The sequence below is a fragment of the Methylobacter arcticus genome, from assembly GCF_050917435.1.
GTDB lineage: Bacteria > Pseudomonadota > Gammaproteobacteria > Methylococcales > Methylomonadaceae > Methylobacter_A > Methylobacter_A titanis.
In genome coordinates, this window is record NZ_CP159583.1 from 893,719 (window position 1) to 913,563 (window position 19,845).

The window sequence follows — 19,845 nt, forward strand, 5'->3', positions numbered from 1 at the left end:
GAGAAGGATGCAAGAAAATTATAAGCCGTTGGCAATCGAGCAAGAAGTACAGGCCGCCTGGGAAGTTTCAGGCGTATTTAATGTGTCGGAATCATCGACGCAACCTAAGTATTATTGCTTGGCCATGTTCCCTTATCCCAGCGGTAAATTACACATGGGGCATGTCCGTAATTATACTATTGGCGACGTTATCAGCCGCTATCAGCGTATGTTGGGCAAAAATGTTATGCAGCCTATGGGTTGGGATGCGTTTGGCCTGCCGGCAGAAAATGCCGCAATGCAGCACGGCGTACATCCTGCCGACTGGACCTACAGCAACATCGACTATATGCGCGACCAGCTCAAACGGCTGGGTTTCGGCTATGACTGGAACCGCGAATTAGCCACTTGCGATCCGCAATATTACAAGTGGGAGCAATGGTTTTTTCTGAAGTTGCTGAACAAAGGCCTGGTTTATAAAAAAACCGCACCGGTCAATTGGTGTCCGCATGATAAAACCGTTCTGGCTAATGAACAGGTCATTGATGGTTGTTGCTGGCGTTGCGACACGCAGGTTGAGCGCAAAGAAATCGCCCAATGGTTCTTGAAAATCACCGCCTATGCGGATGAATTGCTCAGCTCCCTGGAAGCCTTGGATGGCTGGCCGGAACAGGTCAAAACCATGCAGGCCAACTGGATAGGCCGTTCCGAAGGCGTGGAGATGAGTTTTCCGGTGCCTGAGTCGGAGCAGCCTTTGAGCATCTACACCACGCGCCCCGACACATTGATGGGCGTGACCTATCTTGCCGTGGCTGCGGAACATCCACTGGCGTTGAAAGCCGCAGAAACCGATGCTGAAATCAGCGCATTTATTGATGACTGCAAGATGATGGAAACCTCGGAAGCGGCCATGGAAACCATGGAAAAACGCGGTATTGATTCCGGTATTAAAGCGCTGCATCCGATCACCGGCGAACCCGTTCCGGTATGGATTGCCAATTTCGTGTTGATGGGTTACGGCACCGGTGCGGTGATGTCTGTTCCTGCTCATGACCAACGCGATTTCGAGTTCGCGCTTAAGTACGGTATCGCGATCAAACAGGTGGTTTTTGCCAAAGACGGTGAAGTCGCCGACGATTGTTCAGAGCAGGCTTATACCGTAAAAGGCGTGTTAAAGAATTCTGGCGAGTTTGACGGTTTGACCTCGGAACAGGCTTTTGCCGCGATTGCCGAAGTACTGGAAAAAGACCAAAAAGGCCAACGCAAGACCAATTTCCGCCTACGCGACTGGGGCGTTTCCCGTCAGCGTTACTGGGGTGCGCCGATCCCGGTTATTTATTGCGACGACTGCGGTACGGTTCCTGTTCCTGAACAAGACCTGCCGGTAGAGTTGCCTAAAGATGTGGTGCTGGACGGCTCGCAATCGCCGCTGGTCGGACATCCGACTTTTTCTCATGTGGCTTGTCCGTCATGCGGCAAAGATGCGCATCGGGAAACCGATACCTTCGATACCTTTATGGAGTCGTCCTGGTATTTCGCGCGCTTTGCCGGCAATAACCCGGATGCTATGCTCGATGAAAGCGCCAAATACTGGCTGCCGGTCGACCATTATATCGGCGGTATCGAACACGCTATTTTGCATTTGTTGTATGCGCGGTTTTACACCAAATTATTGCGCGATGAAGGCTTGCTGGTTTGCGATGAGCCGTTCAAAAAGCTGTTGACTCAAGGCATGGTGCTCAAAGACGGCAGCAAAATGTCCAAATCCAAGGGCAATACTGTCGATCCGCAAGGCCTGATCGATCAATACGGCGCAGATACCGTGCGGCTGTTTATCATGTTTGCAGCGCCTCCGGAGCAATCGCTGGAATGGTCTGACAGTGGCGTAGAGGGCGCATTCAGATTCCTGAAACGGCTGTGGAAACAGGCTTATCAGCATAGCGAGACCGGCGGTTCTACGGTGCCGCTCGATAAACAGGCATTAACCGAACAGCAACAGACAGTACGTCGATCACTGCATCTGACTATCCAGAAAGTGACCGACGATTTCGGTCGGCGCTATACCTTTAATACCGTTATTGCCTCGAATATGGAGCTGATCAACACCTTGGCTAAATTTGTCGATGACTCCGATAATGCCAAGGCGATTCGGCAGGAGGCATTGGAAGCCATTGTGTTGATGTTGTCGCCGATCGTGCCGCATATTTGCCATCAATTGTGGCTGGATTTGGGGCATCAGCAAGCCGTAGTTAGCGCATCATGGCCAGAAGTTGATATGACGGCTTTGGCGCAGGATACTTTGGAGTTGGTGCTACAGGTTAACGGTAAATTGCGCAGCAAGATCAAGGTTTCGGTTACTGCGACTAAAGATGAAATAGAGGCAATGGCGTTGAATGATGAACAGGTTAAGCGCTTTATTGAAGGCAAGCCGGTTAGGAAGGTGATAGTGGTGCCTAATAAATTGGTCAATATTGTTGTTTAGGCGAAGAGCGATGGGCGAACAAACCTAAATTTCAGGTTCCGTCGCCTTTAGCCTTGAATCTTGTTCTATTCATCTACCGACCTCTATCCGTCGGCGGTTGTCACTCGATGCATGAGATCGGGTGTGGATTGAAACATTTAAGGGGAAACCAGTGTTAACAAAAAAAGCAGTCATCTTAGGTTTAGCTTTGTTATTGAGCGCTTGCGGCTATCATTTGCGGGGCGCTTTTCAATTGCCTGAAAATATGAAAAATGTCTATGTAGAGGGTGGGTCCGGGCCGTTACATGAGCAATTTAGTCAGGTCATGAAGTCATCTTCCGGCCAGCTTGCCAGTTCTCGTCAGGGAGCGGGCATTGTTATCAAAATATTTAACGAAGAGTTTACTCGGCGCGTCTTATCTTTGAGTGCTCGCGGCAAGTCTAACGAGTTTGAGCTTAACTATCGCCTGGACTATGAATTGGCCAATGCCGGTGACGCGCTGTTAATGGAACGGCAGACGGTTGACATCAGGCGTGCATATTACAATGATCAGCAATTTGTTATTGCCAAAGATAATGAAGAAGCCATGATCCGTAATGAAATGTATCTGCAGGCAGTCAATACCATCGTTAATCGTGCCAGGGTCGTATTAGGGTCAGGCGCAAAATAATATGCGGCTCAAGCCAGATCAAATAGCGGCAGCTTTGCCAAAGGGCTTGTCGCCAATTTATTTTATTAGCGGCGATGAGCCTTTGCAGCTGGGCGAGATAGCCGATGCGATCAGGGTTGCGGCACGAAAAGCAGGTTACGATACCCGCGAGGTCCTGGTTGCGGATGCCGGGTTTTTATGGCATGACTTAACCGAGTCGGCAGGTTCTTTATCCATTTTTGCCGATAAGAAAATCATCGATTTAAGGTTGCCCGCCGGTACGCCGGGTGCCGAGGGTTCTAAGGCTTTAATCGCTTATTGTGAACGCCTGCCGGAAGATACGCTGCTGCTGATCACTGCCGCAAAGATGGCCGGTGCCTCATTAAAATCGCGCTGGTTTCAGGCTTTGGATAAGGCCGGGTGTGTTATTCAGGTCTGGCCGTTAGAAGGCCAGGACTTGATGCGCTGGTTGCAGCAAAGAATGCTGCGACGCGGACTGCAGGCTGAAGCAGAAGGCATAAAGATACTGGCTTCCCGAATTGAAGGCAATCTGTTGGCGGCCGCTCAGGAAATAGAAAAGCTTTACGTGTTGTACGGTGAAGGACACCTTAGCAAACAGCAAATTTTTGACGTGGTGGCCGACAGTTCCAGGTTCGATGTGTTCAAGCTGATGGATAGCGTACTGGCAGCTAAAGTCGGGCGGATCTTAAAGATATTGTCCGGCTTGCAGGCGGAAGGCGTTGCGGCTCCGGTGGTATTGTGGGCCTTAACGCGGGAGGCTCGGGTATTCATCAGGATTAAACAGGCGTTAGCTCAGGGGCAAAATAAAGCGCTGGTTTTCAAAAATAACCAAATCTGGGACAAGCGCCAGCAGCTGGTCGGTGACGCGTTGAGCCGGTTGGGTGAACGCGATCTCAACAGCATATTGCTGTTGAGTGCAAAGGCGGATCGGCAGATTAAAGGTCAGCAGCAAGGAGATTCCTGGGAAACGCTGCTAGCGGTTTGTCTGATGTTTGCGCAAAAGGCTTGAACATACGATAAATTGTAGGGGGCGACTGGCCGGTCGCCCCCTTAAGCAAAGGGTTGGGTTATTTAATTTCTATTTCTTAGCCTTTAGCCTTATGGCAAGTACAGTTTAAATCGGGCTCCGCCAAGCTGGCTATGGTTGTCGGTGGTAATAAATCCCCGATTGGGGCCTTTGACATGTAATTGTGCAATGGTCTCGGTAAAAAACAATCCTAAGCCGGTGTTGCCATTCGCTAGATCAATTTGGGGGAGTTGTTGGTGCTCGGACGGCATCAGGTTTTCAGGGTAACCCTTGCCATCATCTTCTATGCAAAAAACAATATAATCATCTTCCTTGCTTACAGAAAGCAGAATTTTACTTTTGCAATAGCGCTGCGCATTATTGACCAGTGTACAGAGGGCGTTGCTGATCAGGGTGTTGTCGCAATAACACAACAGGTCGTCATCGCATTGGGTAATGAGTTGATTGTTGCCTAAGGATAATAAGGTGGATTGCTGGGCGGCAACATCCTCCACTATGTCTGCGGCACTATGCTCGTCTATAGCCAGATTAAATTGGGATAAATCAATTTTATAAAGCGTCAGTAACTGCATGAGGCTATTGTTCATGCGATTGGTTTCAAATTCTAATTGCTTAAATTCAGTAGGCTTCGGATCTTGATGGCTATTTTCTAGCTGGCCGATCAGTACCCGAAGAGTCGTCAGTGAATTCTTTATATCATGCACTGAAGAAGCCAGGATGGCCGGAAAACCGATTGCAAGTGTAGGCGTATTAAACATTTTGGCGGGTTATGGATGCGTTTTATATTGAATGGTATTCAGCTCTGTTTGAAGTCCGCTGATTTGATTATGGGATATGCCTACTTGAATGGCCTTGTTGATATAGGATTGGGCGCTCATGATTTTTTCAGGATCAGGTTTAGAGGTCTTAATATCATGAATAATGATTTTTATCATATTTAAAATAATCGTTTGATTATCAGGTATTTTTATTATGGCTTGTTCAAAAACCGCCAGAGCCCCCTTAATGTTACCTTCCTGAAACAGGCGGACGCCTGTATTGTTGATGTCGACCAATTCTTTTTTTATCTGTTGAAGCAGCGTTTCCGCATAGTTTTCGCCGATAATGGTGTCGCATAGAGTGACGATATTTTTGATAAAAAGATTGTCATCAATATTGGTTTTAATTAAATCATTAAGGATTTCATCGCAAATCCCGTTGTTCCCGTTCAGATAAAAAGTTTTTGCCATTTCCAGGCGCAATTCTTTGGATAGCTGCTTGTCAAACTGCTCGTTGAGTTTAAATGCTCTTCCATAGGCTTGCTGAGCCATAGTCTTGTTGCCTTTTGCCTGATGAATTTCGATTTCTAACAGGGCCGACCTAAGTTTAGCCTCAGGATCATCGCGAAACTGCTGGTTCAACTCATACAATATTTTTAGCGCTTCATTAGCAGCGTTACTTTTCAGGTAAATATTGGCCAAGCCTGAATAGTCGCTGGATGACCGGTGTATGGAGTTTTTTCCCAGTTTAATGGTGGCTGTGTAAGCTTTTTTTGCAACAGGGAGATTCTCAGTTTTTTCAGCTAGCAAGGCCAGTTTTTTTTGCCTTAAGATAGACAAAGGTGAAAGCGTAACGGCCGAATTAAGTGAAGACACGGCATGTTCATGATTACCCATCAATTCGTAGGTTTTTACCAACCAATCATAAGCCTCCATCATCACCGGATGCTGTTCGATCAGCGCCTGAAAAGTCTTAACAGCTTGATCATGATAGCCGAGAAAAAAAGCGGTAGTTCCTAATCCCAGTCTGGCCCAGGGCAGTTCTCTTTCTTCCAGGATATCCTGATAAATGGCCTCGGCCGTCTTAAAGTCGCCAACCTTAAGGGCCAGTTCGGCATGCAGTTTTAATAAGGGCAAACGCATTTTTTTATCATTCTGTTGGAGTAGCTGTTTGCAACACTGTATGGCTTGGTAAAGATTGCCGTTGTCCATTTCATTTTCTATGCCGGCCAAGTATTGCTTGCGGGCATGGCATCTTTGAATGCGGCTTAATAATTGCTGCGGGTTAAAAGGTTTAATCAGATAGTCGTCGGGTTTGTTGTCGATGGCGCTAAGCACCATCTGCTGGCTTTGTTCGCATGTGACCATGATAAAGATGGCATGAACCGGTAACAACTTAAGATATTTGGCCTCTTCAAGAACCTGCTGGCCGTTTTTCCCCCTGAGCAGATTGTAATCGCAGAGCACAATATCAAACCGGTCTATTCGCATAGCAGTCATTGCGCTGATACCGGATTCCGCCTCAACAATAAATCGGGCGCCAAATGAACCTAGTATATGCTTAAAGGTTTCGCGCATGATCGCTTGATCGTCAACGACCAATATTTTTTTTGAAGCAAGGTTTATTGCCATAAGGGGTAAACCTTAACCTTATATTTTGGGCTTGAAAAAACCCAATGCGTCCCCACATCGGCGTATATCTTATAATTAATCAGGATTAGTAAAAATGACTGTTGAAGCAAAAAAAGAAACCTTAGGCTTTGAAACTGAAGTAAAACACCTGCTGCATTTAATGATTCATTCATTATACAGTAACAAGGAAATCTTCTTACGGGAACTGATTTCCAATGCGTCGGATGCGGCGGACAAACTGCGCTTTGAGGCGCTGTCTAATGATGGCTTGTATGAAGGCGATAGCGAGCTGAAAATTCGTCTGGAATACGATAAAGAAAAACGCACCATTACCGTTATCGATAACGGTATCGGCATGACCCGGGCCGAAGTCCAGGAGCATATCGGCACCATTGCCAAATCAGGCACCAAACAGTTTTTTCAAGCCTTAACCGGCGATCAAGCCAAAGACAGCGAATTGATCGGCCAGTTCGGCGTGGGTTTTTATTCGGCGTTTATCGTTGCCGATAAAGTGACTTTAACCACCCGCAAGGCCGGTGCCGACAAGAGTGCCGGCGTACGCTGGGAATCGGCTGGCGAAGGCGATTACACGCTGGAATCGGTAGAAAAAGCCCAACGCGGCACCGAAATCGTCCTGCATATGAAAGAGTCCGAAAGCGAGTTCATGGACGGCTATCGCATCCGCTCTATCGTCAGAAAATTCTCCGATCATATTTCCTTGCCTATCGTGATGGACAAAGAAGTCATGCCGTCTATGGGTGCTGAAGAAGGCGAAGAAGAGGAAAAGCCGGTAGAAATCGTCGAAGAGACGGTTAACTCGGCGTCGGCCTTATGGACCAAAGCCCGTCAGGAGATTTCCGATGAGGCGTATAACGAATTTTACAAGCATGTAGGGCACGATTTTCAAGACCCGTTAACCCATGTGCACAGCAAAGTCGAAGGTTCCAATGAATACGCTTTGCTGCTTTATGTGCCGTCGCGTGCGCCGTTCGATATGTGGGACAGAGACACCAAACACGGCGTAAAGCTGTACATACGCAAAGTGTTTATTACCGATGATGCCGAGCAGTTAATGCCGCGCTACCTGCGCTTTATCAGAGGGATTATCGACGCCAACTCCCTGCCGCTGAACGTATCGCGGGAAATCCTGCAACAAAGCAAGCAGATCAGCACCATCAAATCGGGCGCCGTTAAAAAAGTACTGGGTATGCTGGAAGACCTGGCCAAGACCGAACCGGAAAAATACGAGACTTTCTGGGCTCAGTTTGGTCAAGTCATTAAAGAAGGCCCGATTGAAGATCATGGCAATAAAGCGCGCATCGCCAAATTGCTGCGTTTTGCTTCAACCCATGCCGATACCGACAAGCAGGAAGTTTCGCTGGAAACTTATGTCAGTCGGATGAAAGAAGGGCAGGACAAGATTTATTATGTCACCGCAGACAGTTTCTCGGCGGCAAAAAACAGCCCGCATTTGGAGATTTTCCGCAAGAAAGGTATTGAAGTTCTATTGTTATCGGATCGTATCGACGAATGGCTGGTGTCTAATCTTGACGAATTTGACGACAAGCATCTACAGTCTGTCGCTAAAGGCGATCTGGACTTGGGTGTTTTGGATGCCGAAGAAGACAAAGCGGCCCAGGAAGAAGTGAATAAGGACTTTGAAGCGGTACTCAAGCAGATTAAAGACGTGCTGGCCGATAAAGTCAGCGAAGTGCGCTTGAGCCATCGCTTGACCGAATCGCCCGCCTGTCTGGTTGCCGATGTTTACGGCATGAGCCTGAACATGGAAAGAATCATGAAGGATGCCGGACAAGGTATGGGCATGGGAATGGGCAGAAAGCCGATTTTCGAACTTAACCCGACCCACCCTTTAGTGGTCCGTATGAAAGAAGAGCAAGATGATGCGCGTTTTGCCGATCTGACCCATATCCTGTTCGATCAAGCCATCCTCAGTGAAGGCGGACAACTGGATGATCCGGCGGCCTTCGTGCATAAATTGAACGGATTATTGCAGGGCTTGCTGCACTAAGCGTTAACAAACGAAAAAGGCTGGAGAATATTCAGCCTTTTTTTTGCGTGATGGGTTTGTTGGCCGCATTATGTGTGCCTGCTCTCAGCTGTTTTGTAAAACAAGCAAGCGATTGTTGGCAGGCATCGCAATATCATTCATTAGGTTAAAGCCTCTGGATGTCGCTAAAAACAAGATATCTTCAATATTTTTAATGCCGCTTAAGGTATTTCGGATTTTAAGCCATTGATCAAATTGGGCATTACTGGCACTGGTATAGGCGCCGTTATAGTTGAACGGGCCGTAAATACACACTAAGGCTTTGGGCTTGAGGTACGCCGCCAGGCGATCAAAGAATATATGCACCTCATCCCCGCTCATGATGTGCAGCGTATTAGCGGTAAATAAGGCATCAATTGATTCACCTGGCCACACCGCATCGGTGACATCGAGCGGTAATGCCGGTTTCAAATTGGCTAGTTGCGCTTCTTGTTGCCACAAACAGATGCCGGGAATATTTTCAGGCTTATCGGTAGGTTGCCATTCAACATGCGGGAGGTGTTTGGCAAAATAACAGGCATGTTGCCCGGTACCGCTGCCGATTTCCCAAACAGTGGTTGGCTGACAAAAAACGGTGCTAATGGCCTGTAAAATGGGGTCTTTATTGTTTTCACAGGCTTGAGAAAAAGGTTTCTGGGTCATTGGTTTGATAGATTGATGATATTCTGTCGTTTTCACTGTACTGTTTTTAAAAATGGAAGTAAAACAAATCCATAGCATGGCTCAAGTTGATGGTGGGGACTGGAACCGCCTTGCCGGTGACGCTTATCCTTTTTTGCGTCATGAATTTTTATTGGCGCTGGAGCAAAGTGGTTCTGTCTGCGAACAAACAGGTTGGTTGCCGGCGCATTTGTTGGTAATGGATCAAGATAAACTGCTGGCTTTTATGCCGCTGTATCTTAAGCAGCATTCCTACGGTGAATATGTGTTTGATCATCAATGGGCCCAGGCTTATCAGCAACAGGGGATCGATTATTATCCAAAATGGTTGACTGCTATCCCGCTGACGCCTTGCCAGGGAGCCCGTATTGTTATTCAAGCGGAAGGGATAGATCCGTTGGAAGTTACTCAAGTATTGCTGGCTTTTATCCAGCAGCGTTCGGAGCAGTTGGGCATTTCTTCATGGCATTGCTTGTTTCCTGAGCCACAACAGGCAGAACAGTTACGCTCACTGGGCTTAAGTATTCGTGAAGGCGTGCAATTTCACTGGTTTAACCAAGGTTACCGTGATTTCAATGATTTTTTGCACACCTTAAATGCCAGTAAACGCAAAATGCTCAGGCGTGAACGCCGCCGAGTCAGCGAGCAGGGTGTGCATTTATTGCGGATTGCCGGGCCAGATGTCAGTGAGCTGCAATGGCAGGCATTTTTTCAGTTTTACACGATGACCTATTTAAAAAAAGACTCTCAGCCTTATCTGAATCTGGCGTTCTTTCACCAAATAGCCGCAACCATGGGTGAGCACTTGCTGCTGGTGTTGGCGATTAAAGACGATATCGCTATTGCGGCGGCATTAAGTTTTGTAGGTGGCGATACCTTGTATGGTCGCTATTGGGGCTGTTATGAAGCATATAACAGCCTGCATTTTGAAACCTGTTATTACCAGGGACTGGACTATTGTATTGAACAGGGCTTAAAGCGGTTTGATTCGGGCGCTCAAGGAGAGCATAAAATTTCGCGTGGTTTTGAGCCTGTCACCACCTATTCTGCGCACTGGATCAAAGATGCCCGGTTTGCCAAAGCGATCGAACATTTTTTAGCCAGAGAACAACAAGCCGTGCAGCATTATAAGCAGGATGCGGCCACTTATCTGCCATTCAAGCAGTAAACCGTTGATGGGCTATAACTTTAGCTAAGCCGCTGTGGTTGTGCGAGCGTCAATAGCTAATTCAATAAAAATAGAGGGTTAGGAGTTATTTATGAAAATGAAGGTAATTATGTATGTCTGTGTTTTGGTGTTAATTATTTCAGGATGTGACGATATGAAAATGGATCGAAAAGTAGCGCAACAAACCGCCTTGTTACAGTAATGCTGTAAGAGGAAAAGTATGATCGTCAGTTCGGCGCTTCAGTCGGGCTGTACTGTTTTGTATGCGGAAGATAGGCTGCATGGTTAAGAAATCGAGGCTCAATTGATGGTTATAAATTCTTTTTTGGGTCATTAAGAGAGTCAGCGTCCTGAGCCGGGTGAGAGCAAAAGTCTTTTATTCGCATATACATTGATTTAAAAAGCCGGGATAATTCCCAGCCTTAATCAATGTACTCAAGTTTTTATGGACTTCAAATTAATCAATACGGACGGTCATGCGCGGCGTGGTCAACTTACCTTTGCCCGCGGCATCGTGGAAACGCCCATTTTCATGCCGGTCGGCACTTATGGGACGGTTAAGGCGCTGTCGCCCGAAGAACTGACCGGTATCGGCGCGCAAATTATTCTGGGCAATACCTTTCACTTGATGTTAAGACCGGGTACCGATGTCGTCAAGGCGCATGGCGATTTGCATGGTTTTATGCATTGGGATAAGCCCATCCTGACCGATTCCGGCGGCTTTCAGGTATTCAGTCTGGGCGCGTTACGAAAAATCACCGAACAAGGCGTGACCTTCAAATCGCCTATCAACGGCAGTTCCATTTTTATGGGGCCGGAAGAATCAATGCAGGTGCAACGCGATTTGGGTTCGGACATCGTGATGATTTTCGATGAATGCACCCCGTATCCGGCGACGGTACATGAGGCGGCCGATTCGATGCGCTTATCGTTGCGTTGGGCGGCGCGCAGTAAGGCGGCTCACGAGGGCAATGCGTCGGCTTTATTCGGCATTGTGCAGGGCGGGATGTATGAACATCTGCGCCAGGAGTCGATAGCCGGTTTAGTGGATATCGGTTTTGACGGTTACGCGATCGGCGGCTTGTCGGTCGGCGAACCTAAAGAAGAAATGATGGCGACGCTGGATGTGGTGCATAGCAAAATGCCGGTCGATAAGCCCCGCTATTTGATGGGAGTGGGTACGCCGGAAGATTTGGTAGAAGGAGTCAGGCGCGGTATCGATATGTTCGATTGCGTGATGCCGACCCGTAATGCCCGCAACGGCCATCTTTTTACCAGCTTCGGCGTAGTCAAAATCAGGAACAGTCAGTATGAGTTCGATACCGGGCCATTAGATGAATCCTGCGACTGTTACACCTGCCAAAATTATTCCAGGGCCTATCTGCGTCATCTGGATAAATGTAAGGAAATGTTAGGCTCCCGACTCAATACCATACACAATCTGTATTATTATCTGAGCCTGATGCAAAGCTTGCGCGACGCGATTGAAAGACGAGAACTGGATATTTTTGTCAAGCAATTTTACCAACAACGAGGAAAATCCATGCCGACTGTGGCATAATGACGGACTTTTTTTACAACGCTTTAATTATAATAAATCACCGAGGATAACCATGAGTTTTTTTATTTCTGATGCTGTAGCCGCAGCCGATTCCGCCACCCAATCACCCGGCATTGAAGGCATGCTGTTTCCACTGGGTATATTGGTGTTTTTTTACTTTTTGTTTTTGCGTCCGCAATCCAAGCGAGCCAAAGAAAAGAAGGACATGGTTGCTGCCATAAATAAAGGCTCTGAAGTGGTTACTTCGGGCGGTATTTTGGGAAAAGTTATTGATCTTGATGATAATTTTGTAAAAATTGAAATCTGCGACAATACTTTTATTCAAGTACAGCGTCACAGTATTGAAAGCATGATGCCGAAAGGAACTTACAAGGCGATCACTAAAAAAGTCGCTAAAGTTTAATGCTGTGGGCGCGAATTTATTCGCGCCTTTTAACCTACTGCGCGAATAAGTTCGTGTCCGCAACGTCTCTACGACATAGTTGAATTGTTGGAATAGCATATGCAAAACAGTTTCCCACTTTGGAAAAACCTACTGGTTCTGATCGTTTTTTTGGTCGGGGTTATTTATGCGTTGCCGAACTTGTACGGCGACGATCCTTCTGTTCAAGTGTCATCGACACACCCTGCCAAATTGGTGCAGGAACAGGCAAATCAGATCGAGACTGTCATTAAGACGGCCGGATTTAATATAAAGGCATTTGAGTTTAAAGACGGCCATATTTTAGCCCGGTTTAACAGCGCCGATGATCAACTGAAAGCGGCGGATTTGCTCAGGGATAAAATGGGCGACGATTATAACGTTGCACTAAATCTGGCGCCTACGACGCCCGCTTGGCTAAGAGCTTTGGGGGCAGAGGCTATGTATCTGGGTCTGGACTTACGCGGCGGGGTGCATTTCCTGCTGGAAGTGGACATGGATGCGGCCGTTAAACAGGCGGACGACCGTTACAACGATGATGTGCGGCTGGCGCTAAGAAACGAAAAATTACGTTATCAATCGGTTTCGAAAGACAGCGGCTTCATTAAGGTTAAGCTGAATTCGGCTGACGACAAACCTGCGCTGTTGAAGGTGCTGGGTAAAGATTTTCGCGCGCTGGAGGTTACCGAACCCAAAGAGCAGGATCAAGTCTGGCTGAAGCTTGCTGAAAAAGAAGTGCGGGATATTAAGAAATTTGCCGTAGCGCAAAATATGACCACCTTGCGTAATCGCGTCAACGAATTAGGTGTTGCGGAACCGGTGATTCAGCAACAGGGTGAAAACCGTATCATGGTTCAGTTGCCCGGCGTACAGGATACCAACCGTGCCAAGGAAATTTTGGGCACAACGGCGACTCTCGAATACCGTCTGGTTGATGTGGAACACGATGTGCAAAAAGCGGTCGAAGGCCATGTTCCGGTCGGCAGTCGTTTGTATTATGAAAGAAACGGCAATCCGATCCTGCTGGATCGCCGGGTTATCGTAACCGGCGATCAAATCGTCGATTCCTCTTCCGGCGTTGATCAGGACGGCAGACCTTCGGTGAATATTTCCCTGAACGGCATTGGCGCAGCCAAAATGGGTAAATTGACCCAGGCTAATATTGGCAAGCCGATGGCGGTGGTATTCATTGAATATAAAGTTGAAACCAAAGTAGTGAACGGCCAAAAAGTCCGTCATAAACAGAAGGTTGAAAAAGTTATCAACGTGGCGACCATCCAGGGTGTTTTCAGTCATCGCTTTCAAACAACCGGTTTAGACAGCCCTGAAGAAGCTCGCAACCTGTCATTATTGCTAAGAGCCGGCGCGCTGGCAGCTCCTGTTGATATTGTCGAGGAACGCACCGTGGGGCCAAGTTTAGGTCAGGATAACATCGACAAAGGCATGCTGTCTTTTGTAGTGGGCTTTGCTCTGGTAGTGCTGTTTATGGCGGTTTATTACCGGCTATTCGGCATGATCGCCAACTTTGCGCTGGCGTTTAACGTGGTGATTGTGGTGGCGATTTTGTCGATGTTGCAAGCAACCTTAACGCTGCCGGGCATTGCCGGGATTATTTTGACCGTGGGTATGTCGGTTGACGCCAACGTATTGATCTTCGAGCGGATTAAAGAAGAACTCAAAAATGGAAATACGCCGCAAGCCGCTATATTTATCGGCTATGAGAAAGCCTTTGCCACCATTCTGGACTCCCACTTCACCAATCTTGTGGTGGCGGTGGTGTTGTTTGCTTACGGAACCGGCTCCGTTAAAGGTTTTGCGGTGACGCTGATTATCGGGATTTTGTCATCGATGTTTACGGCAATTACCGGTACGCGGATGGTTATTAACTGGATGTATGGTAACCGCAGGGTTGAGAAGTTATCTATTTAGTAAAAATGCCGGGTGACACGCTTTTGGCTGATCCCGGCCACCATGACTTTTACATAGAAGATCAAATATGTTTAAAAAAGATATAAATTTTATGGGGAACCGAAACATAGCGCTGATATTTTCCGCTGTGTTGACGATTCTTTCGATAGTGTCGATTGCCGTACACGGTTTTCAGATGGGCATCGATTTTACCGGCGGTACACTAATCGAAGTGGGCTATCAAAAACCTGCCGATTTAACCGTGCTGCGCAACACGTTGGATACTGAAGGTTTTAGCGATGCCACGGTGCAGAATTTCGGCACCGCAACAGACGTCCTGATTCGCCTGAAGCCGCAAGAAGGGGTCAGCAGCGCCGAATTAAGCGCTAAAGTACTTGAGGCTATCAACAAAAATACCGCAGAACCAGCCAGCGTACGCCGCGTTGAATTTGTCGGTCCCCAGGTCGGTGACGATCTGGCTGAGGACGGTTTTTTGGCGATGTTGTATTCAACGATATGCATTTTGATTTACATTGCCTGGCGTTTTGAATGGAAGTTCTCGGTCGGTGCGATCATAGCGACGTTGCATGATGTCATTGTGACGCTGGGATTATTTTCTGTGTTAGGACTGGAGTTTGATCTGACGGTATTGGCCGCAGTTCTTGCGCTGATCGGTTATTCGCTGAACGATACCATCGTGGTTTATGACCGTATCCGCGAAAACTTCCGGGCCTTAAGAAATAAATCGACCGAGGACATCATGAATATTTCGATTAATGTCACCTTAAGCCGAACCATCATGACTTCGGTGACAGTATTGCTGGTACTGGTTTCGTTGTTCTTTTTGGGTGGAGAAGTAATACATAACTTTGCCATTGTGCTGCTGTTCGGCGTATTTTTCGGGACGTATTCTTCTATTTTTATCGCCAGTCCTGCGGCATTGCTGTTGGGTCTCAGTCCAGAGGATTTGATGATCCCGGTAAAAGAAGGCGCAGAACTGGATAACAGGCCTTAACCGGATCAGGTATTTTTAAAATACAGCGGCTGATCAGGTATAATCGGCCGCTTAACAACATTTATTCACAATTGGAGCTTTAAAAAATGGCGATAGAACGCACTTTCTCAATCATTAAACCTGACGCAGTAGCAAAAAACGTAATCGGCGAAATTTACAGTCGTTTTGAAAAGAACGATTTAAAGATCGTTGCCGCAAAAATGCTGCATTTGACTAAAGAACAAGCCGAAGGTTTTTACGCAGAACACAGCGAGCGCGGTTTTTTTAATGATTTGGTTGCATTTATGATTTCAGGTCCTGTGATCATGCAAGTGCTGGAAGGCGAAAACGCGGTTCTTAAGCATCGCGACATCATGGGCGCTACCAACCCGAAAGAAGCCGCTGCGGGTACTATCCGCGCCGATTTCGCCAGCAGTATCGATGAAAACGCTGTACACGGATCCGATGCAGTCGAAACCGCCCAAAGGGAAATTGCTTACTTTTTCTCAGACAATGAACTCTGTGCTAGAACCCGTTAATACCAAAACCATTAATTTGCTCGATTTCGACAGAAAAGGCCTTGCGGCCTTTTTTGTCGGCTTAGGCGAAAAACCGTTCCGGGCGACCCAATTGCTCAAATGGATCTATCAGGAAGGGGTCGAAGACTTCGAGCTGATGACCAATTTGAGCAAGTCGTTGCGTACTTATTTAAGCGAAAATTGTTATATTGCCACGCCGGAAATCGTGCTGGAAAAAATCGCCACAGACGGTACGCGTAAATGGGTGGTTCAAACCCATTGCGGCAACCGGATAGAAACGGTTTTTATTCCGGAAGAAGGGCGCGGCACCTTATGCGTCTCCTCGCAAATCGGTTGTGCATTAGCTTGTACCTTTTGTTCTACGGCTCAGCAAGGCTTTAATCGTAACCTGAGCACATCAGAAATTATCGGGCAGTTAATCGTTGCGCAAAAACGTTTGGGCGCAGAAAAACGCATCACTAATGTTGTGATGATGGGCATGGGCGAACCGCTGCTTAATTTTAACAATGCAGTCGCGGCGATGAATCTGATGATGGATGATTTCACCTTCGGGCTGTCCAAGCGCCGGGTGACCGTCAGCACCTCGGGCGTAGTGCCTGCCATGTACCGGTTAACTCAGGAATGCGATGTCAGCCTTGCGGTGTCGTTACATGCAGTGACCGATGAATTAAGGGATGAGCTGGTTCCTATCAATAAAAAATACCCATTGAAGGAATTAATGGAGGCGTGCCGGGATAATGCCAAGATAGCGCCGCGCCGCACCGTCACCTTTGAATACGTGATGCTGGATGGCATTAATGACTCGCTGCAGGATGCACGGGGATTGATCAAACTGTTAAAAACGGTGCCGTCAAAAGTCAATTTAATACCGTTTAACCCGTTTCCCTCATCGTCTTACCGCTGTTCAAACAGTGAAACGATCAACCGGTTTAAAACGCTGTTAACTGACGCCGGTATAATCACCACGGTCAGAAAGACGCGAGGCGAAGATATTGATGCGGCCTGCGGTCAGCTGGTAGGGCAAGTTCAGGATAAAAGTCGGAGGCACTTAAAACTCCATGCGGTAGGTTCCGAACGTGCAGGTGCAGCTTGAGGCATCAAAAAAGTTGAATCGATTTACACCGGTCCTGCTTGCTGTGATGTTGGTTGCCTGTGGTTCGGCGAGCAACGCTAAGCACGATGATGCCGGCGATATACATTTGCAGTTGGGGGTGCGCTATCTCAGCATGAATAAGCTGGAGCTGGCCAAGGAAAATTTGCTGCTTGCATTAAAAAATAACTCGGATAATGCACAGGCGCATAATGCCCTGGCTTTTTTGTATGAAAAATTAAATCAACCCGATAAAGCCAAAGATCATTATGAGATGGCCCTGAATTTGACGCCTGATGACTTGGCGGTGAAAAATAATTTGGGTCGTTTTCTCTGTGAACATGGTGAGCTTGAAGACGGCATGGCGTTATTGTCTGAGGCGGGTTCAAATCCACTAAACGATAGACAATGGTTAGCATTAACCAATGCCGGACGTTGCCAACTGGGCATGGGGCAAAAACAGCAAGCCGAGAATTATTTCAGGCAAGCATTGCAATTTAATAAAACCTACGCGCCGGCATTAGCGGAAATGCAGAAAATGGCTTATGAAAAAAGCGATTTTTGGGCGGCAAAAGGTTTTTTGCAGCGCTATTTGGGTGTTGCGGAACATACCTCGGAAACCTTATGGTTTGCTGCGCAAGCCGAACGGGCACTGGGCAATAAAGAGCTGTCCAAGCAATATAAAAACTTGTTACTGGAAAAATTCCCGCTTTCAACTGAAGCAAAGAAAATTTTAGAACTTAACGGTTTTTAATTAAAAGACGAAAGGCAAGGGGCGAAGGCTGTGTTTTTTTGCCTTTCGTCTTTTGCCTCGTTTTGTTTTTTGTAGGTTTACCTCTTATTAATGAGAAGTTATTTAAATCCGTGACATCAACCCTATTTAAATATGGCCGATAATATTCAAGCAATTCGCGGGATGCACGATGTGCTTCCTGAACAGACACCGCTCTGGCAATATATAGAACTTTGCATCAGAGACATACTCGGCGCTTATGGTTACAGTGAAATACGGCTGCCTATCGTCGAAAAAACTGAACTTTTCAAGCGTTCAATCGGCGAAGTAACCGACATCGTCGAAAAAGAAATGTATACCTTTGATGATCGGAACGGCGACTCCTTAACCTTGCGGCCCGAAGGTACTGCCGGTTGTCTTAGAGCCTGTCTTGAACACGGTTTGTTACACAATCAGGTACACCGGTTATGGTATTACGGCCCAATGTATCGACATGAGCGCCCGCAAAAAGGCCGTTATCGCCAGTTTTTTCAACTCGGCGTCGAAACCTACGGCATGGCAGGTCCCGATATTGATGCGGAATTGATTTTGCTGATGGATCGGCTGTGGAAAAAGCTGGGCATCCGCGATAAGGTGCGTCTACAGCTTAATTCCTTGGGCACTATGCCTGAGCGCATGGTATATCGCGAAACGCTGGTTAACTATTTTCAAGGCCATTTGGAACAGTTGGATGAAGACAGTTTGCGTCGACTAAAGACGAATCCGCTGCGAATTCTGGATACCAAAAATCCGGCGATGCAGCGGCTTGTCGCCAACGCACCGGAATTGACCGATTATCTGGGCGATGACAGCCGCCAGCATTTTAACGCGATCACCACGATATTGGATGATTTAGGCATAAGCTACGAGCTTAACTCCCGATTAGTACGCGGCCTGGATTATTACAGCAAGACTGTTTTTGAATGGGTCACCGACGAACTGGGATCTCAAGGCACTGTCTGCGCCGGCGGGCGTTATGACGGACTGATAGAACAACTGGGCGGCAAGCCGAATCATGCGGTCGGTTTTGCGATGGGTATTGAGCGCTTATTGGCGTTGATGGAAACATTGGCTAATGTGCAGCTTGCAAGCCCCGTCGATGTGTATATGATCCGTGTCGGCGAAGCCGCTGAACAAGAAGGCATGCGTTTTGCCGAGGCTATCAGGGATGAAATACCCGGTTTGAAATTGCAGGTGAATTGCGGCGGAGGCAGTTTTAAAAGTCAGTTTAAAAAAGCCGACAAAAGCGGTGCCGAATTTGCGATCATTCTTGGCGACGATGAAGTCAGCCGCGGTGAGGTCAGCGTCAAACCGCTACGTAATAATGAGCAAGAACAGCAGAATATGACTCAGCAGCAGGCGGTTGAGTTTTTGATAGAACACCGATAACATGGGTTTAAAAGGCGAAAAGCAAAGGGCAAAAAATTGTACCTTTCGCCCTTTGCTTTTCGCCTTTCGCCATTTTTAAACATCAAACAAGAGAAAAACAAGTGGAAATGTACGATACAGAAGAAGAACAGGTTGAAGCCTTAAAAAGATGGTGGAAAGAAAACTCAATCTCTATCATCGTCGGTTTGGTTATGGGTATTGTCATTATTCTGGGTTGGAATTATTGGCAGGATCATAAAAAAGAGCAGGCGGCGCAAGCTTCCGTAGCTTATAGTCAATTACTAAAAGCACTGGACGAGGGTAAAAAAGACACAGTGGACAAACTGGCTGAAAGTATGCGGGAGCAATTTAAAGGTTCCGAATATGCGGCATTCAGTAGTTTATTGCAGGCCAAATTAAAGTCCGAGCAAGGTGATTTCGCCGCAGCAAAGCAAATTTTGAAAACGGTTGCGGCAGAGTCGAATAAGCATCTGAGTAATGTCGCCAAGATAAGGCTGGTACGCCTAATGCTTGCTACCGGTGAATATGAACAGGGTTTACAGATAATTAATGATGTCGATGCCAAAACGGCAGTTAGCTATTCAGCTAATTATGATGAATTAGTCGGTGATTTGTACGTAGCTCTGGATCGCTTGGATGAGGCCCGTACTTCGTATCAGAATGCCTTAAGAGCTGGCCAACAGTCACCGTTGTTACAGTTCAAAATCGATGATCTGACCGCTCAAGAAAAGCTATAAACTTAAAAATA

17 protein-coding genes are annotated in these 19,845 nt (G+C 47.1%); 14 read left to right on the forward strand and 3 right to left on the reverse strand.

The genetic code is table 11. The features are described 5' to 3' along the window. The first annotated feature begins 7 nt into the window (after positions 1-7). The 3 genes from leuS to holA all read left to right on the forward strand — a co-directional run bounded on the left by leuS (position 8) and on the right by holA (position 4,119). Entirely contained in the window at positions 8-2,461 is a 2,454-nt protein-coding gene (gene leuS / locus ABXJ76_RS04335) for a leucine--tRNA ligase (RefSeq protein WP_432744453.1), read from the forward strand. A 151-nt stretch (positions 2,462-2,612) separates the two neighbouring features. After that, positions 2,613-3,110, forward strand: coding sequence for an LPS assembly lipoprotein LptE (gene lptE / locus ABXJ76_RS04340; RefSeq protein WP_432744455.1), 498 nt, complete (start codon positions 2,613-2,615; stop codon positions 3,108-3,110). A 1-nt stretch (position 3,111) separates the two neighbouring features. Continuing rightward, positions 3,112-4,119 (forward strand): DNA polymerase III subunit delta, encoded by a 1,008-nt coding sequence (gene holA / locus ABXJ76_RS04345; RefSeq protein WP_432744456.1) that lies wholly within the window; start codon positions 3,112-3,114, stop codon positions 4,117-4,119. Positions 4,120-4,208: 89 nt separating this feature from the next. Here holA and ABXJ76_RS04350 read toward each other — a convergent pair whose 3' ends face one another. Then, complete coding sequence (locus ABXJ76_RS04350; RefSeq protein WP_432744458.1) at positions 4,209-4,895, reverse strand: sensor histidine kinase; 687 nt, start codon at positions 4,893-4,895, stop codon at positions 4,209-4,211. Positions 4,896-4,904: 9 nt separating this feature from the next. Next, entirely contained in the window at positions 4,905-6,527 is a 1,623-nt protein-coding gene (locus tag ABXJ76_RS04355; RefSeq protein WP_432744461.1) for a response regulator, read from the reverse strand. A 94-nt stretch (positions 6,528-6,621) separates the two neighbouring features. Between ABXJ76_RS04355 and htpG the strand changes: the two genes are divergently transcribed. Further along, complete coding sequence (gene htpG / locus ABXJ76_RS04360) at positions 6,622-8,556, forward strand: molecular chaperone HtpG (protein ID WP_432744462.1); 1,935 nt, start codon at positions 6,622-6,624, stop codon at positions 8,554-8,556. 84 nt (positions 8,557-8,640) lie between these two features. Here the strand turns inward: htpG and ABXJ76_RS04365 are convergent, their stop codons facing one another. Next, complete coding sequence (locus ABXJ76_RS04365; protein WP_432744465.1) at positions 8,641-9,237, reverse strand: DUF938 domain-containing protein; 597 nt, start codon at positions 9,235-9,237, stop codon at positions 8,641-8,643. Positions 9,238-9,289: 52 nt separating this feature from the next. Between ABXJ76_RS04365 and ABXJ76_RS04370 the strand changes: the two genes are divergently transcribed. From ABXJ76_RS04370 to ABXJ76_RS04415, 10 genes are all read left to right on the forward strand, one after another. Then, complete coding sequence (locus ABXJ76_RS04370; protein ID WP_432744468.1) at positions 9,290-10,423, forward strand: GNAT family N-acetyltransferase; 1,134 nt, start codon at positions 9,290-9,292, stop codon at positions 10,421-10,423. 445 nt (positions 10,424-10,868) lie between these two features. After that, the gene (gene tgt, locus ABXJ76_RS04375; protein ID WP_432744470.1) at positions 10,869-11,984 is read left to right on the forward strand and encodes a tRNA guanosine(34) transglycosylase Tgt; all 1,116 of its coding nucleotides are present in this window, start codon (positions 10,869-10,871) and stop codon (positions 11,982-11,984) included. A 52-nt stretch (positions 11,985-12,036) separates the two neighbouring features. Then, positions 12,037-12,387 (forward strand): preprotein translocase subunit YajC, encoded by a 351-nt coding sequence (gene yajC / locus ABXJ76_RS04380; protein WP_432744473.1) that lies wholly within the window; start codon positions 12,037-12,039, stop codon positions 12,385-12,387. A 99-nt stretch (positions 12,388-12,486) separates the two neighbouring features. Then, positions 12,487-14,334, forward strand: coding sequence for a protein translocase subunit SecD (secD, locus tag ABXJ76_RS04385; RefSeq protein ID WP_432744476.1), 1,848 nt, complete (start codon positions 12,487-12,489; stop codon positions 14,332-14,334). Positions 14,335-14,425: 91 nt separating this feature from the next. Then, positions 14,426-15,328 carry a protein translocase subunit SecF gene (secF, locus tag ABXJ76_RS04390; RefSeq protein ID WP_432744478.1) on the forward strand — a complete coding sequence of 301 codons (903 nt, stop codon included), beginning with the start codon at positions 14,426-14,428 and terminating at the stop codon, positions 15,326-15,328. An 86-nt stretch (positions 15,329-15,414) separates the two neighbouring features. Continuing rightward, a complete protein-coding gene (gene ndk, locus ABXJ76_RS04395) occupies positions 15,415-15,846 on the forward strand; it encodes a nucleoside-diphosphate kinase (RefSeq protein WP_432744481.1) in 432 nt (143 codons plus the stop codon). Continuing rightward, complete coding sequence (rlmN, locus tag ABXJ76_RS04400) at positions 15,821-16,939, forward strand: 23S rRNA (adenine(2503)-C(2))-methyltransferase RlmN (RefSeq protein WP_432744484.1); 1,119 nt, start codon at positions 15,821-15,823, stop codon at positions 16,937-16,939. Before ndk ends, rlmN begins: the two co-directional genes overlap by 26 nt. 13 nt (positions 16,940-16,952) lie before the next feature. Next, complete coding sequence (pilW, locus tag ABXJ76_RS04405) at positions 16,953-17,690, forward strand: type IV pilus biogenesis/stability protein PilW (RefSeq protein WP_432744487.1); 738 nt, start codon at positions 16,953-16,955, stop codon at positions 17,688-17,690. A gap of 132 nt (positions 17,691-17,822) precedes the next feature. Continuing rightward, positions 17,823-19,097 carry a histidine--tRNA ligase gene (gene hisS / locus ABXJ76_RS04410; protein WP_432744490.1) on the forward strand — a complete coding sequence of 425 codons (1,275 nt, stop codon included), beginning with the start codon at positions 17,823-17,825 and terminating at the stop codon, positions 19,095-19,097. Positions 19,098-19,204: 107 nt separating this feature from the next. After that, positions 19,205-19,834 (forward strand): YfgM family protein, encoded by a 630-nt coding sequence (locus ABXJ76_RS04415; RefSeq protein WP_432746439.1) that lies wholly within the window; start codon positions 19,205-19,207, stop codon positions 19,832-19,834. Positions 19,835-19,845 lie beyond the last annotated feature (11 nt).

Excerpts from the sequence above, each read along its gene's own strand:
- leuS (WP_432744453.1), top strand. The coding sequence starts at position 8 with ATGCAAGAAAATTATAAGCCGTTGGCAATCGAGCAAGAAGTACAGGCC.
- holA (WP_432744456.1), top strand. The coding sequence starts at position 3,112 with ATGCGGCTCAAGCCAGATCAAATAGCGGCAGCTTTGCCAAAGGGCTTG.
- ABXJ76_RS04350 (WP_432744458.1), bottom strand. The coding sequence starts at position 4,895 with ATGTTTAATACGCCTACACTTGCAATCGGTTTTCCGGCCATCCTGGCT.
- ABXJ76_RS04355 (WP_432744461.1), bottom strand. The coding sequence starts at position 6,527 with ATGGCAATAAACCTTGCTTCAAAAAAAATATTGGTCGTTGACGATCAA.
- htpG (WP_432744462.1), top strand. The coding sequence starts at position 6,622 with ATGACTGTTGAAGCAAAAAAAGAAACCTTAGGCTTTGAAACTGAAGTA.
- ABXJ76_RS04365 (WP_432744465.1), bottom strand. The coding sequence starts at position 9,237 with ATGACCCAGAAACCTTTTTCTCAAGCCTGTGAAAACAATAAAGACCCC.
- ABXJ76_RS04370 (WP_432744468.1), top strand. The coding sequence starts at position 9,290 with ATGGAAGTAAAACAAATCCATAGCATGGCTCAAGTTGATGGTGGGGAC.
- tgt (WP_432744470.1), top strand. The coding sequence starts at position 10,869 with ATGGACTTCAAATTAATCAATACGGACGGTCATGCGCGGCGTGGTCAA.
- yajC (WP_432744473.1), top strand. The coding sequence starts at position 12,037 with ATGAGTTTTTTTATTTCTGATGCTGTAGCCGCAGCCGATTCCGCCACC.
- secD (WP_432744476.1), top strand. The coding sequence starts at position 12,487 with ATGCAAAACAGTTTCCCACTTTGGAAAAACCTACTGGTTCTGATCGTT.
- secF (WP_432744478.1), top strand. The coding sequence starts at position 14,426 with ATGGGGAACCGAAACATAGCGCTGATATTTTCCGCTGTGTTGACGATT.
- ndk (WP_432744481.1), top strand. The coding sequence starts at position 15,415 with ATGGCGATAGAACGCACTTTCTCAATCATTAAACCTGACGCAGTAGCA.
- rlmN (WP_432744484.1), top strand. The coding sequence starts at position 15,821 with ATGAACTCTGTGCTAGAACCCGTTAATACCAAAACCATTAATTTGCTC.
- hisS (WP_432744490.1), top strand. The coding sequence starts at position 17,823 with ATGGCCGATAATATTCAAGCAATTCGCGGGATGCACGATGTGCTTCCT.
- ABXJ76_RS04415 (WP_432746439.1), top strand. The coding sequence starts at position 19,205 with ATGTACGATACAGAAGAAGAACAGGTTGAAGCCTTAAAAAGATGGTGG.